9 protein-coding genes are annotated in these 15,096 nt (G+C 47.5%); 1 reads left to right on the forward strand and 8 read right to left on the reverse strand.

What is annotated here, in order from left to right; genetic code table 11:
* Positions 1 to 103: 103 nt before the first annotated feature.
* The 5 genes from HF638_RS02860 to HF638_RS02880 form a co-directional block, all read right to left on the reverse strand.
* Positions 104 to 2,584 (reverse strand): EAL domain-containing protein, encoded by a 2,481-nt coding sequence (locus HF638_RS02860; protein ID WP_169478765.1) that lies wholly within the window; start codon positions 2,582 to 2,584, stop codon positions 104 to 106.
* Between the two features lie 267 nt (positions 2,585 to 2,851).
* On the reverse strand, positions 2,852 to 6,145 hold the full coding sequence (locus HF638_RS02865; RefSeq protein WP_169478766.1) for an endo-1,4-beta-xylanase: 3,294 nt from the start codon (positions 6,143 to 6,145) through the stop codon (positions 2,852 to 2,854).
* A gap of 413 nt (positions 6,146 to 6,558) precedes the next feature.
* Entirely contained in the window at positions 6,559 to 7,566 is a 1,008-nt protein-coding gene (locus HF638_RS02870; RefSeq protein ID WP_169478767.1) for a LacI family DNA-binding transcriptional regulator, read from the reverse strand.
* A gap of 129 nt (positions 7,567 to 7,695) precedes the next feature.
* Positions 7,696 to 8,703, reverse strand: a complete 1,008-nt coding sequence (locus HF638_RS02875) for a globin-coupled sensor protein (RefSeq protein WP_169478768.1) — start codon at positions 8,701 to 8,703, stop codon at positions 7,696 to 7,698.
* Positions 8,704 to 8,946: 243 nt separating this feature from the next.
* The gene (locus tag HF638_RS02880; protein WP_169478769.1) at positions 8,947 to 10,842 is read right to left on the reverse strand and encodes a PrkA family serine protein kinase; all 1,896 of its coding nucleotides are present in this window, start codon (positions 10,840 to 10,842) and stop codon (positions 8,947 to 8,949) included.
* Positions 10,843 to 11,203: 361 nt separating this feature from the next.
* Here HF638_RS02880 and HF638_RS02885 point away from each other — a divergent pair, with 361 nt between their 5' ends.
* Complete coding sequence (locus tag HF638_RS02885) at positions 11,204 to 12,049, forward strand: DUF2161 domain-containing phosphodiesterase (RefSeq protein ID WP_169478770.1); 846 nt, start codon at positions 11,204 to 11,206, stop codon at positions 12,047 to 12,049.
* Positions 12,050 to 12,158: 109 nt separating this feature from the next.
* Here the strand turns inward: HF638_RS02885 and HF638_RS02890 are convergent, their stop codons facing one another.
* From HF638_RS02890 to HF638_RS02900, 3 genes are all read right to left on the reverse strand, one after another.
* Positions 12,159 to 12,785: an FMN-dependent NADH-azoreductase gene (locus HF638_RS02890; RefSeq protein WP_169478771.1), complete on the reverse strand. Its 627-nt coding sequence runs from the start codon at positions 12,783 to 12,785 to the stop codon at positions 12,159 to 12,161.
* A 188-nt stretch (positions 12,786 to 12,973) separates the two neighbouring features.
* Positions 12,974 to 14,197 carry an aminotransferase-like domain-containing protein gene (locus tag HF638_RS02895; RefSeq protein WP_169478772.1) on the reverse strand — a complete coding sequence of 408 codons (1,224 nt, stop codon included), beginning with the start codon at positions 14,195 to 14,197 and terminating at the stop codon, positions 12,974 to 12,976.
* Between the two features lie 135 nt (positions 14,198 to 14,332).
* Positions 14,333 to 14,989 carry a response regulator transcription factor gene (locus tag HF638_RS02900; protein ID WP_169478773.1) on the reverse strand — a complete coding sequence of 219 codons (657 nt, stop codon included), beginning with the start codon at positions 14,987 to 14,989 and terminating at the stop codon, positions 14,333 to 14,335.
* Positions 14,990 to 15,096 lie beyond the last annotated feature (107 nt).

Raw genomic sequence — 15,096 nt, forward strand, 5'->3', positions numbered from 1 at the left:
GTATTGAACTATACTTTTACCCAGTATTATATATAGATAAAAGTAAACAAAAAGCGGCAAGTTCCCGACACACACGGGGACTTGCCGCTTGGCATTTATAGGATTAGGATTGTACCGGTGGTGTACCATTGCCCTGCAACCGCAGCGGTACAAAAAAGTCATGCTCCACTTCACTTGCCGGCAGTGGACGACTGAAATAATACCCCTGAATCTCGCGGCAGTCATTCTGCATCAGAATATCCAACTGCCCTTTCGTCTCAATGCCTTCGGCAATCACTTCCATCTGGAGATTTTGAGCCATCGAAATAATGGTTGCCACAATCGCCTGATCGCTCCGATTTTCCGTAATGTCTGTCACGAATGAACGATCAATCTTGAGCTTATGAATCGGGAAATGCTTCAGATAACTCAGTGAGCTGTATCCCGTACCGAAATCATCCAGACTGATCTTGACACCCAGTGCTGTCAGTTCGTTCAGGATCGCCGTGGATACTGTTGCATCCATCATCATGCTCTCTGTAATCTCCAGCTCCAGATATCGTGCATCCAGCCCTGTCTCATGGAGTGCATTCTTGACCTGTTCTACCAAATTGGATTGATGGAACTGCTGGCTGGACAAGTTAACCGATACCGGAATGAGCGGCCCACCACTGGCATGCCAGAGCTTCATCTGCCTGCATGCTTCCCGTAGCGTCCAGTTACCAATCTCATAGATCATACCTGTCTCTTCAGCAAGCGGGATGAATACATTAGGTGCGAGCAGACCTTTGAGTGGATGATTCCAACGAATAAGAGCCTCCACACCAATCATGCGGCTATCCTCGGTACGAATCTGCGGTTGATAATACAGGACCATCTCATCGCGCTCCAACGCTTTACGCAAGTAACCTTCCAGCTCAATACGTTCATAGAGTTCCGAATCCAGTTGGGCGGTATAGAACTGAAAACCGTTCTTGCCATTCTTCTTCACTTCATACATGGCGGAGTCCGCATGTTTCAGCAAAGAATCTGCTCCCACTCCATGGTGCGGATACATCGCAATCCCGATGCTGGCTGTCACGTAAAAGTCATTTTCCTTCAATCGGTAAGGTAACTGAATGGCTTCTACAATCTGTTTCGCGAGTTCGGCCACCCGAACCTCAGTCGCTTGATCATGGGTCACCACCAGTGTGAATTCATCACCGCCCATACGGGCCAACATGACATTTTTCATAGCTTTTGGATCGGAGGCTTCTATCGCTGCTATAATTCGGTTGCTGACTTCTCTTAGAAATACGTCCCCGACGGAGTGTCCGAGGGAGTCATTAATCATTTTGAAACGGTCTATATCCATTACCATAACAGCAAAAGAATTTCCTTTTTCTTCAGAAGCTTGAATCGTACCCGCCAGCATATCATCCAACTTACGCCGATTGGGCAGCCCTGTCAGTGGATCATGCAAAGCCTGGTGACGGATGCTCTCCTGAGCCTGCTTCTCCTCCGTAATGTCCTTGATTAGAATGTGGCTTCCCACATGTTTACCATCAATGACAACAGGAACTACAACAATACTAAGGTCCAAAAGTTCACCCTGTACGTCCCTCATTTTGGCCATATAGTGCACCTGCTCCAGACGATTATCATCCCAGTCGATGGAATCAAATTCACTGATCCACTCTATATCGATCCGCTGAGCAATCTCGTCAATGGAACGATCCATAACCTCTTTTTCAGGATATCCGGTGATCGTCGTTACAGCAGCATTTATCCCTTTGACAATGCCTTCCTTGTCCACTGAGATAATGGCATCCGAATGGTTATGATACAAGGCCTGATACCACTGCTCATTCTCATGAATCCGCCGATCTTTCTGAGACATTCGCTGATTGATAAATATGCCAAACAACGTCAAGCCCAGTGCAATAAACGTGCCCGATGCAATCAAATAGGCGAGAATACCTGGCTCAATCTGCATTCCTGAACTAACCACTGCGCCATGTGAATGATGGAACTGTGCGGCTGACATCCCGGTATAGTGCATTCCGGAGATCCCCACACCCATAATAAGACCGCTACCCATCTTGTAAACCCAGGTATGGCTGGATTGACGATAACGGAAGAAAAACATAAGCCATAATGCCGCGAATGAAGCAATGGCTGCAATTAGAATGGATAACACCACTCTGCCTGGTTCATACGTAACAGGGGTCGACATGGCTGACATGCCCACATAATGCATCGAACTGATCCCTGCAGTCATAAGTACGCCAGCAATCATAAGCTTTCTTATCTTGCCCGATTGTCTACCCGCAATGTTCAAGGCCACCCCTGATGCGACAATAGCGAGTAGAACAGATAAAACAACCTTACCGGTGGAATAGGAAACTTGCGTAGGCAGAACAAATGCCAGCATACCCACGAAATGCATGGACCAGATTCCCAGACCCATGGAGACTGCACCGCAGGTGAGCCATACATTCCGCGCCACCCCGCTAGCCTGACTGACACGGCCTGCAAGGTCAAGCGCTGCGTACGAAGCTAGCGATGCAATAATATAGGATAAAATAACAAGTTCTAAGTTGTACGTACCATGTAGGTGATCCACTCGCTCTGTCCTTTCAACCGGGAAATGCCTCATATGTATGCAAAAATGTAAAAAAGAAGCGAGTGCGCTGTCTGGATGACAGGCACTCCCTCCGCATCATTTGACTTGTGAACACAGACTTAGTTCAAGCCGGTGTCATACATCGGAACCCGTTTAATATGAATGTATATAGTCTAAACGTCCTAGCCTTGAAAATCAACACTTTTTTCCAGAAATACGGATGTTTAATAGCTGACATTTTCGTATTCAAATCCAGATCTGATTATCCTATTTGCGTGTCAGTAGCAAACTGCCAAAACCGGAAGTATCTTGATAAGAATTACCTGATGCATCACTCCAGATGGAGACACTGCTTCGCTTGCCATCCCCGGCGCCATCATCATTCACCTGAAGATCGAATCCAATCCATCTTTTCCCTTCAGCCAGAACGCTATCCAGTGGGATCGCCACCTCAACTATATATCCCCCACTTGTTAATCGGGTGGCTGATTGGAAGCTTTCTTTCCGTGCATTTCCTCCAAAAGAACTCTCATTATCAAAGTTAACCCGGTACTGGGCGTCATCCTCCTGGTAGTATGATGTCTGATCTTTGCTCGGGTCGATAAAAATCTCGATCGAATCCTGCTCATGTGCATTGGTGCTTAATTTGCTCCGCAAAGGATCTTTCACGTCTGCCAGTACATATACATACTGTTCATCCCATAGCAGCTGTGCTGTTGCCGTTGCCCCTGAATCCCCAAGTGCCCATACATCTGTGGTGATCGATGTTGCTTTTTTCCAGATCCGATCCTTCTGACCATCTATAACCGGCGTGCCATAAGTAACCTTCGCGTGTTTCAGTGCAGAGCCCAGCTTCAATTTGCCCCAATTGGCAGGTATATTCGGCTGCTGATTAGAAATATCGTTCCATACGATCGTAGCTGTCTTTCCAGCAGCATATTCATCCATAATTCGAAAATCAAGGGATAGTACCTGCCCTTCTGTTAATAAAGCGCCTGACAAAGGCACTGCTGCGTATACAACATAACCCGTTTTTGTCTCCTCTACGCTGTACACATTTTTATCCTTGCCTTTACCGCCCTCTCGTTTGAACGTACACTGACCATTTGCAGGCGGCGGATTTTTCTTCTGGGCAGATAAAATATCTCCAGAAGATGCAGCGACCGTACCCTGCGTTTCTTCCGCAAGGAAAACCTGAACCTGATCACCTTTGCGACGTGTGGTATCCTTTACTTCCACTCTTAAATTCACCTTTTTGGCATCCCATAGTACTCTCGCCTCACCGGTAACCCCGGATGTACCATCTGCCAGATGATGAATATTTAGCCCTCTTACAGCTCCCCAAAGCATATCTTCCTGCCCTTTGCGATCCGGGAGAGAAGGACTAGCTTTAGGCGCTGTCCATTCATTGCGATATACCGGAAGCGCGGACGCGTCCACCAATGCCCAATAAGCCGGTTTCGCTTTCAATTTTCGATCAAACAGCAATGGTGCATCTTTACGCCCCTTCACCGGGTGATTATCAAGCCATGTACCATCATCAGCAAGTCCCCACACGGTCACACTATCCAGTACACCTCGTTCATCGAATTCGTGGAACAAGTCGAACAACTCCCGGTAACGGTAAGCCTGCTCTAGCATTAACTCCTTCGTTACAGCTTTCTCCTGTTCCGAAGACCCTGAATAGATGGAAACGTCCAGTTCCGTCACCTGAATGTTGACACCAAGCGCAGCTACCCTGTTAAAAGCTTCTCGAATCTGTTGCACGTCCGGCCCATACATGGATACATGCATCTGAAAACCAACGGCATCAATAGGTGTTCCTTTGGCTAGCAGCTTCTCAACAAGTTCCACCATGTCATTCAGCTTGCTTGCACTACCCTCCAGCCCGTAATCATTGATGACCAGCACAGCATCGGGATCGGCCTCACGCGCATAACGGAAAGCCAGCTCAATATAATCACTGTCATCCCCGTCACCGTCCACATCCCCAATGATGTCTCTCCACTTGGAGCCGCTCGCCTCATTGCGCAGTCCGCCTCCGTCCGAGATGACTTCATTGACGACATCCCATGTGTGTACTTGCCCTTGGTACCGATTCATAATCGTCTGAATATGCGTCTTCATCCGAAGAAGCAACTGTTCTCGCGTGGCAGGCTGAGATGCATCATCGGGATGGGTAAAGAACCATTCTGGCACCTGGCTGTGCCACAACAACGTATGTCCTCTCACCTGCATGTTGTTTGCTTCAGCAAAGTTCACCAGACGATCCGCCTCGGACCAGACAAACTGCCCCTCACGCGGTTGCATGGCATCCATCTTCATAAAGTTACCTGCGGTAATACTGTTAAAGTGTTTCGTTAACAACTGGGAGTGTGGATCTTGTTCATCCAGTGCAGATAAGTCAATCGCCGCTCCCAGTGCATAGGATGTTGCAAGCGTACTTGCCAGATTCGGAATATCTTCCTCAATTTCAATCTGCTCCGCAGCTGTAATTGATACATCATCAATGTAGAAAGGAATGGTGTCAGCCGGGGTAACCTGCTCTGACTGCTTCCATGGAGTCTCGGCATACACCCTTAATCCGGTTATTCCGCTGTTTTCTCCCGGAACGACGATGTCTGCCTCAATTTTCTTCCACTCGCCTTTGTTCAGCGTCGTAGAAGCAAACGAAGCATATTCACGGCTTGCGGAGTCATCGTTATATTCCTTTTCCAATGAACCGTTAATAACCTGACTCGCAGGTCCTTCATCATACATCGCCCAGAACGACACATGAACGGTACTTCCCTTTTGCAGATGATCCAGCACCTCAATCAGCGGTCCGTGGAACGTCTCAGTCCGAGATGAGGTTTTTAGGCTGTGTGTGCTGTTATGACCGATTCCGGTTACCACCTCCAGATGCTCACTGCCCCGTGAACGCCAATTGCCAAGGTTACCGTCTTCAAAATCAGCCGTAAACAGCTGTGCACCAGGTTCACCAGGCTCGCCCGGATTTTCCGGTGCAGGTGTCACCAGACGTACGTTGAACGCATCCAGCAGATATGCACTGGTCGGATCGGCACTCTCCAGATACAACAACAGGTCCGTTCCTTGCTGGAAACTGTACTGCCCTTGCAGTTTAACCCACTCCTGATCCGTTACTTGCTGAGCTGCATTCACTTGATCGTACTGCGCAGGCTGGTTGCCATCCCGACGTTCCACCGTAAATTTCAGATTGGCAGGTACGGAACCTGCGACCAGCTTCACATATCCGGAGATCTCAATTACTGCACCTTTCTCTACTACACCTGTCAGAGATAATGCAGGTCCATTCCATGCCGCTGTTCGTCCCGTGGTCTGAAGTGAATATGCCCCTTCATATGCCTGATCCCCGGTAGCCGCGACAGTTACTCCGCCTCTCGCCATCCACCCTTGGGTCGTACCATCCTCATACGAGTGAGCCAGTAACGCATCCCCAGCTGCTGCAGCCTTCACACGTGACCCTTCTGTACCGATACCAGGTAACAAACTGAGAAGCATCACAGCTGCCATGCATAACCTTAACCATTTTCCGCGCATTCCATCTCCTCCTCGTAGGTTCATGTCAACATCCTATGATTCTGCCAAGCGTCGGACCTTTCACAACAATGTACTGCATACATGGATACACTCTATTGATCATTACGCTGGCAACAATCTTCATTGTTGCACGGATGGCATCAGGGACACCTAATGCATGGTCATCAACCTTTACGAGTGAGTATGACTTATGCCACTCATACTTACTTTTTCAATATTAAGTAAGCGGTTACAAATAAATTTATGTTATTATACCTTTTATTGTCAATACACATAATAAGTGAAAATATAAATCCCGTTAGAATGTTGTTAACCTTCTATCCAGCGGTGAAAATTAATGAACGATCTATCATCATAACAAGACGACACGATAAAAAAGCACAGCCTATGGCTGTGCTCTTGTTTGTTCCGAACTATGATTCATTGACTGGCGCTGTTGTCTGACGGATAACCAGATTGGAGGGTTCCGTAACAACAGGAGGAGAATAAGCCGGATTCTCGATCATGGCAATCAGATATTCGATGGACTTAATGCCAATGGAATAGATATTCTGATTCACCGTGGTCAGCCCTGGTTTGAACACCTCAGCATAATACGTGTTGTCGAATCCAACAACCGAGATATCTTCCGGTACACGCAGTCCATGCTTTTCAATTTCATGAATTGCACCAAAGGCAGACATATCCGAAGCACAGACAATCCCCGTTGGCTGATCCTGAAGTGCCAGCAATCGCCGGGCGGCCTTGCTCCCGCCGTCGAATGAATAATCGCAAATCTCCAGGTATACCGTAGAATACGGAATGCCGCATTCTCGCAGCCCTTCCCGATATCCTTCCAACCGCAGATTGGCTACGGCAGGTCCAAGTGTCCCTGAGATATAGGCAATCTTGCGATGCCCAAGCTCATGCAGATGTTTGACACTCATCGAGATCCCGTTCGCGTTATCCGTTGTAATGTAACCGGCACGCTTGCCTAACATGTCTGTATCAACAAACATCGTCGGAATCTCTGCATCCACCAGTTCCTGAATACTCGCGTTTTCTCTGCCTTCCCCGAATACTACAACGCCATCCACATTGCGACTGCGGCAATGTTTGATGAACGAGTATGTCGGGTCATCGAATCGAGTAGACAACCGGACAAGATCATATCCACTATTCTCCAGCGCAGTCTTGATCCCTTCCAGCAACTCCGACACAAAAGGGTTCGTAAACGGAACCGTTAACAGTACACCTACCGTCCATGAACGGCGCTTGACAAGTCCACGTGCGACCACATTGGGTTGATATTTCAATAATTCGATGGCTATATTGACTTTTTTGCGCGTTTTTTCACTTACATCCGGATAATCGTTTATCACTTTGGAAACGGTTGCAACAGATACTCCCGCTTCCTTGGCCACATCATGGATAGAAGCCATCTGATCACCTCAACCTCTTTCAAATCCCCTGTCTCCGGCTGCATTTTCTATAACATCGGCAGGTTTGTCTACCCATTATAGCTTAAAACAGCCTGAAACGGTATGGAAGCTTCCTAATGGTTTTAACGTCTATTCCTGCTGTTCCAGTTTCTTCAAATCCAGAGACAGTTTCTCCATAGTTGTAGCAAATACAGCGAGTTCAGCCGAGCGTGAAGCTTGGCTACGTGCACCACGGGACGTATGATCCGACTCTTGCTGCACACTGTTCAGTTTCTTCATGATCTGCTCCAGATTAGACTGAATTTTACCCTGGGCATCCCGGGAACTGGCTGCAAGCTTGCGCACCTCACTGGCGACCACTTCGAAGCCTCGTCCAAACTCTCCTGCATGAGCAGCTTCTATCGCTGCATTCAGACCGACAAGATGACTCTGATCCGATATCTCGCGAATGAGTTCACCCATTTTTCCAATCTGATTGATCTCCCCTGTTAATTCGGTGAGCAGAACTTGAGCCTGATCCTGAGAAGCCGCTGTTTCTTTCGCTACACTCGAGATCGCCAAGGCATTTTCATTTAATTCACTAATCATGCCTGTAAGCTCTTGAGTGATCTGCGTGATTGCCTGCAATGTATGTTGTTGATCATCGGCAAGCTGGTGTAACTTTTCTTTTTCTTTCTTCTCATAGGCCTCAAGGACAAGCTGTGAATCCAGATTGAACATTTTGCTAAGCGCCTGGATGACAAGATGCCAGGAATCAGGGATAACCTGTTGGAATATGCTCGTTGCAATATCTAGATAGACCATGTAGGTGCCCAGATAATAATCTTCGGACAGACCAATCCGGGAATGCACAAGTCCAATCGCAATCCGTTGCTCAATATATGCGTCATCAACGATCCCGTCCGTCATCGATAACCAGTACATCTTCTGTGTTTCTTTTAGACGATCAATCGTAGAGAATCGGGCGATCAGATCTACCAATTCAGGATAGTTCCCCACATGATTGTAGAAATGATCGACCACTTCATTAACGACTTTTTTAAAAACAGGCCGATGATCGGCAAGCAGAGTTAGATCCCCTGCGGTTAATCCCATATAATCAAGTTGCTTCTGTCTTGTTGCGGAAATACTGCTCATATCTGGTTCAGTCAGCTCCTTAATAAACACGATATTACTTTAAATTGTAAATATATGTATCGATTATAGACTAAAATACCTAAATATACATATACCATTAGAACTAATTCTCTTTAAAATTAACCTTATTTGTCAGCTTTTTAGATTGATAAGACCCTCATCGAACTAAAAAGGCCCTGACCCTGCTGTGAAGGAGCCTCACAGCAGGCATCAGGAGCCTGATCCGGAATGGTTCTTTGCCGATTAGCGATTAAGCAGACTGCCCACATAACGTAGCAGTTCATTCGCACTGGCTGCGGTATATCCATGTTCCTCAATTAACCGTTTAATCACTTCATTCATACGTTTCAATTGGGTTGCATCCGGTGTTTTGGTTGAAGTTGTGATCTTGACGATGTCTTTCAGGTCAGTAAACAACTTCTTCTCAATGGCTTCACGCAGACGATCATGGCTGCTATATTCGAACTTGCGCTCCTTGCGGGAGTATGCCGAGATTCGGATCAGAATCTCTTCCCTGAACGCTTTCTTCGCATTTTCGGAGATCCCGATCTGCTCTTCAATGGAACGCATCAGACGCTCATCCGGGTCCATCTCTTCATCCGTGAGCGGATCACGAATCTTGGACCAGTTGCAGAATGCTTCAATGTTATCGAGATAATTCTCGAACAACGTTCTAGCCGACTCCTCGAACGAGTACACAAATGCTTTTTGTACTTCCTTCTTAGCCAGTTCATCGTACTCCTTGCGTGCAAGAGCGATAAAGTTCAGATAACGCTCTCGCTCTTCCTTCGTAATCGAAGCATGCTGGTCCAGACCGTCCTTGATGGCTCGCAGAATGTCCAGCGCGTTAATGCACTGAAGATTTTGCTTGATCAAAGCACTGGATATCCGGTTGATGACATACCGTGGGTCAATGCCAGACATGCCTTCATCCAGATACTCATTTTGCATCTCGCGCAGATCGGCTTCTTTGTACCCTTCCACTTCTTCACCATCATACATCCGCATTTTTTTCACGAGATCCATGCCCTGTTTCTTTGTTTCCTTCAAGCGGGTAAGTATGGAAAAAATGGCTGCAGTCCGCAGTGCATGCGGTGCAACATGAACATGCTTCATGTCACTTTGCTGAATCAGCTTGGCATAGATTTTCTCTTCCTCGGACACCTTCAGATTGTACGGAATCGGCATGACAATCATCCGGGATTGCAGCGCCTCATTCTTCTTGTTGGAGATAAATGACTTATACTCCGATTCATTCGTATGCGCCACAATCATCTCATCCGCACTGATTAGGGCGAAGCGTCCTGCTTTGAAATTACCTTCTTGCGTGAGTGACAAGAGATTCCACAGGAATTTCTCATCACATTTCAACATCTCCTGGAACTCCATCAGCCCACGGTTTGCCTTGTTCAACTCTCCATCAAAACGATAGGCACGTGGATCGGACTCGGAACCAAACTCCGTAATGGTGGAAAAGTCGATACTACCGGTCAGGTCGGCAATATCCTGTGATTTCGGATCAGATGGACTGAACGTTCCTATCCCCACCCGATTATCTTCGGAAACAAGGACCCGTTCCACCGGTACCTTGCTGATATCACCACCATATTCGGTACGGAGTCTCATCTGGCAGGATGGGCAAAGGTTACCCTCAATGCGGACTCCAATTTCCTTCTCCACTTCAGGACGAAGCTCCAGTGGAATCAGATGCAGCGGTTCCTCATGCATTGGGCATCCATCAATGGCGTATATGGCACCTTTCTCTGTGCGCGAGAATTGCTCAAGCCCCCGCTTCAGCAGCGTCACCAGCGTTGATTTACCTCCGCTTACGGGACCCATCAGGAGCAAGATCCGTTTACGTACATCCAGACGGCGTGCTGCCGAGTGAAAGTATTCTTCGACCAGCTTTTCAATCGATCGATCCAGTCCGAAGATCTCCTGCTCAAAAAACTTGTACCGCTTATGCCCACCTACTTCTTCCACGCCAAACGATTCAATCATCTCATACACTCTGGCGTGAGCCGTCATTGCCGGAGTCGGGTCCTCTCTCAACAGCGCAATATAATCTTCAAATGTTCCGTTCCATGTCAAACGGTCACTCTCTGCCCGATGTTCCGCAACGCGTTCAAAAATATTCATGCTTGGTACCTCCCATGGCTCCTTTAGTGTGATTGTCAACCATTCCGAATGGTATGAAGAAATCAATAGAATTGCGGCTCCTGCTTGAATACCAATCTTGCGGTCCTGTTTAGTCCCGCCACCCTCTGTCCAAACGTCTTGTTTTGTTGTGAAAAGTGTATTACATACCTATGCGGCAATTCGGATAAGTTGACCTCTTTTTTTCAATCAACCGTTTCGAATTTTGGCTTTTCCCTGTTCTATCAGACATCTTGTGCCCTCAGAAAAAAAAGAACGAATATGATATAATGAGGGTTCTAAATTCAGGAAACCGGACAACACATGGCCAGAGGTAGGCCACTTCAGGAAAGGAGCACGGACGATGGCAGTACAATACGAAACCGAATTATATTCGCCTGTGAAGGCTTTCTTCGAGCAGCGTGGCTTCGACGTCAAGGCCGAAGTCAGACATTGTGACCTCGTAGGGGTTAGATCGGACCAGGACGAACCACTAATTGTGGAAATGAAAAAAACATTCAACCTCTCCCTGTTGTTGCAGGGCATGCAGCGCTTGAAGCTTAGCCCGTTCGTGTATCTGGCCGTCGAGCGCAACCGTAGCAAACGCGGAGCCGTGAACCAACGCTGGAGCGAACTGACCGCACTATGCAGACAACTCGGCCTGGGGTTGCTGACTGTCACATTTTACAAAACCAAAGCTCCCCTGATTGATGTACTGTGCGAACCATCTGCCCAGACGGTTCTCACTAGTCACAATCAAGTTGCCCGCAAAAGCGGTGTCCGGCGGAAACGCTTGCTCAAGGAATTCGACGAACGCAGCGGAGACTACAATACGGGAGGCAGCACACGCAGACAGTTGGTCACCGCATATCGTGAGAAGGCCTTACGCGTCGCATCCGCTCTACGGACGAACGGAGAAGCCTCTCCCGCCAACCTTGCCAGACAGACCGGTGTAGGTTCTGCCGCGGCGATTCTGCAAAAAAATTATTATGGCTGGTTTGAACGCCTCTCCCGCGGAAAGTATATTCTGACGATCAAGGGAGTACAGGCGTTAACCGAGCATGCACACATGCTTGAGGATAATAATATGATTGAACGAACCATTAATGAACTTGATGTAACGTATACGGGATCTGCTGACAACCAGGACGACCTTTCACACATTGCTGAAGCAGCGGAGCAGTACTTGAAAAATACAGGCCATATCTAATTCGGAATCATCTGACGTAAAGGATGCGAAAAAATGAGAACGCAAAAACACCTGTAATCTCCAGTGGAGACTACAGGTGTTTTTGTATGTTCTATATAGAAGAATGCTATTAGAAGCTTGCTGCTACTTCGGAAGCCAATTTCAGACCTGCAGTAACGATTTCTTCAGCACGATCTGCAGAAGCGTTATGTCCTTCAACGATAACTACTTCTGGGCTTTGAATGCCCCACAAGCCGAGAACTGTTTTCAGGAAGTTCAGGGACATTTCAGCAGCTGCCATTGGGCCTTCGGAATATACGCCACCACGTGCGTTAAGCAAAGCTACTTTTTTGTCGCCAGCAAGTCCTACAGGACCCTCAGCAGTGTATTTGAATGTTTTACCAGCTTGGCTCAGGTAAGCAATGTAGTTTACCAATGGAGCTGGAACAGTGAAGTTCCACAGTGGGAATGCAAATACAACTTTGTCAGCTGCAAGGAATTGATCTTGCAATTGTGCTGCAAGTGAAGCTGCTTTTTGCTCGTCAGCTGTCAGTTCAAAACCGTTAGCTGCTTTGTAAGTACCAGTGATTGCAGTGTTACCGTAGAATGGGAATTCTGTATTGTAGAGATCCAACTCAGTAACTGTGTCACCTGGGTGGGACTCTTTGTATGCGCTCAAGAATGCATCGTACAATTTAACGCTGACTGCTTGATCTGCAGGACGGTCATTTGCTTTTACGAATAAAATATTAGACATGTTGAATTTTCCCCCGTTAGATAAAATATATGAGCGCTTTTCCTGAACTCGCCACAATTGCAGCTTATATAAAGAAACCAACAACTCATTAATTCATATTATATATAAAAATGTTAGTGGATGCAATAACGTAATCACGATGTTCATGAACCAATTTGCAATTTGCTACAATCTATTTTCGATTCGACTCAGCTGCGAGCCGTAAATTCGGATATGGCTTCACTGATCAGGTTCATGCCGAGCAGCAATTCATCACGTCCCGGATGGCTAAAGTTCAATCGAATGTAACGTTGATCCTGTACACCTGTGGAGCATAGCGATCCTGGAAGAAAAGATACACCTTTGGGCAGAGCCGCCTTGAGCAGGGCACCACTATCCAATCCTTCCGGCAACTGTACCCACAGATACATACCGCCCTCAGGGATGTTGTACTGACATCCTTTCCAGCCCGGTCTCTTCAACAGTTCAAGCATCAGTTTGAGCCTTGTCTTATACTCCCGGTTCAGCATGGACAGGTGATCACTCCATCGAAAAGGGGAATGAGCCAGCAGTTGATACAACAGCCGCTGATTCATCGGACTGGACTGACCATCTGCGATCCGTTTAACTGAGGCCATGGCCTGAATCAGCGCAGGATGTCCAGCAGCCCATCCGGTCCGAAGAGCGGGCGCTACCGTTTTGCTAAACGAACCGATGTAGAGAACATGTCCACCCTGGTCGGCAGTATCCAGTGCAAAGAGTGAAGGATATTTACGATAAAAGTCCGCTGGCTCAAGGCCGTCGAAATGAAGCTCTCCATAAGAATCATCTTCCACAAGCAGCACACCATAGCGCGAACACAGCTCAAGGACAGCCTCCCGCCGCTCCATACTCCACAGCGCACCGGTCGGATTCGAGAAGCTGGGTGCAGCAAAAAGCAGCTTCGGTCTCACCTGCTGCATGTGCTGCTCCAAAAGATCTGGCAGTATCCCGTCCCGATCACCCATCACGGGCACTATCTTGGCGCCTTGCATCTCCAGAACCTCAAGACAGCCTGGAGATGTAGGATGTTCAACCAATACGGAATCCCCTGGCTCAAGCAATAGACGCATCACCAGATCGATGGCCTGCTGGGTACCAGTGGTCAACAGAATCTGCTCGGGTACCGTTCGTATGCCTTTGCGTGCATTCCAGTCTTTGTTCAACCACTCTCTCAAGGGTGTGTAGCCTGCTGGCTCTCCATATTGCAATGCGGAGGGGCCTGAACTAAAGACAGACACCGCTGCTTCTTCCAGCAATTTGAAAGGAAACAACTCCTCCGCAGGCAATTCTTCTGCCAGAGAAATGAAATAATCCCTGCCAGACATCTCACGTATATCCCTCAGCGGTGATGACAAAAGCCTGTTGGTACGAGAAGCAAAGAAATATTTCATCGATCCGATCCCCTTTCATCCCTATCGAAACTGAACTCGCAGTCCGCAGCCCTACAACCTATTCCTGCTCGCCATCGAATATGACCGGATGCACACCTGACCTGTTATGAGGATGGGAAGAACTAAACGGGTTCGTCAGGATACCGTCTTCGCCTGCCTTGCATGCAAGGCATAACGTTCAATGGCCTGTGCTCTGCTGCTTACTTCCAGCTTCACGTATATTTTACGCAGATAATTATCAATCGAGCGCCTGCTAACGTTGATCTCACTCGCTATTTTATCATAGGTTACACCCTGAACAATTCTTTCCATGATAAAAGTTTCAGTTTCCGTTAATTCAATGACACGTTCTTCGGTTGGAGACTCCACAGGTTGCGCCCACTCCGCACTGTTTAACCACGATAATGGAATGGATACATGTCCCTCACGTAACCCCGAGATCAGATGAATCAGCTGGCTAGGGGAAGCCTGTTTCGATAGCATGCCGCTTGCACCAAGACTCATCAGATGACGAAACAGCTTCACATTGTCTTCATCCGTCAAAATGATGATGTGACTATGTGCCGACAGATTCTTCATCTGGGCAATATATTGATCTGCCTGACCCTCCGGAAGACGATAATCCATGAGAATCAGATCAGGCTGGTGAATGTTCACCAGCTCGAGCCCTTCTGTTCCGGTCGAAGTCATGCCACGTACCGTCAGATCCTGCTGCTCTTCCAAAATCAATTTTGTACCGAGCATGCTGGTGGGGTGGATATCTACGATGACCACCTGCCATACTTTTTTCATTGTTGTTCCCCCTGTTATGTATTGGACAAATAACTTCTACCTTCTGCCATGATGATTCCATTGTCTATGCGACAGTCCGAGTATAGAAGAAGCATAGGTCGGATTAT

This window comes from Paenibacillus sp. SZ31 (genome assembly GCF_012912005.1).
Lineage (GTDB): Bacteria > Bacillota > Bacilli > Paenibacillales > Paenibacillaceae > Paenibacillus.

What these genes read in the sequence shown, in the direction of transcription:
- HF638_RS02865 (WP_169478766.1), bottom strand. Translation starts at nt 6,145, where the DNA reads ATGCGCGGAAAATGGTTAAGGTTATGCATGGCAGCTGTGATGCTTCTC.
- HF638_RS02870 (WP_169478767.1), bottom strand. Translation starts at nt 7,566, where the DNA reads ATGGCTTCTATCCATGATGTGGCCAAGGAAGCGGGAGTATCTGTTGCA.
- HF638_RS02875 (WP_169478768.1), bottom strand. Translation starts at nt 8,703, where the DNA reads ATGAGCAGTATTTCCGCAACAAGACAGAAGCAACTTGATTATATGGGA.
- HF638_RS02880 (WP_169478769.1), bottom strand. Translation starts at nt 10,842, where the DNA reads ATGAATATTTTTGAACGCGTTGCGGAACATCGGGCAGAGAGTGACCGT.
- HF638_RS02885 (WP_169478770.1), top strand. Translation starts at nt 11,204, where the DNA reads ATGGCAGTACAATACGAAACCGAATTATATTCGCCTGTGAAGGCTTTC.
- HF638_RS02890 (WP_169478771.1), bottom strand. Translation starts at nt 12,785, where the DNA reads ATGTCTAATATTTTATTCGTAAAAGCAAATGACCGTCCTGCAGATCAA.
- HF638_RS02895 (WP_169478772.1), bottom strand. Translation starts at nt 14,197, where the DNA reads ATGAAATATTTCTTTGCTTCTCGTACCAACAGGCTTTTGTCATCACCG.
- HF638_RS02900 (WP_169478773.1), bottom strand. Translation starts at nt 14,989, where the DNA reads ATGAAAAAAGTATGGCAGGTGGTCATCGTAGATATCCACCCCACCAGC.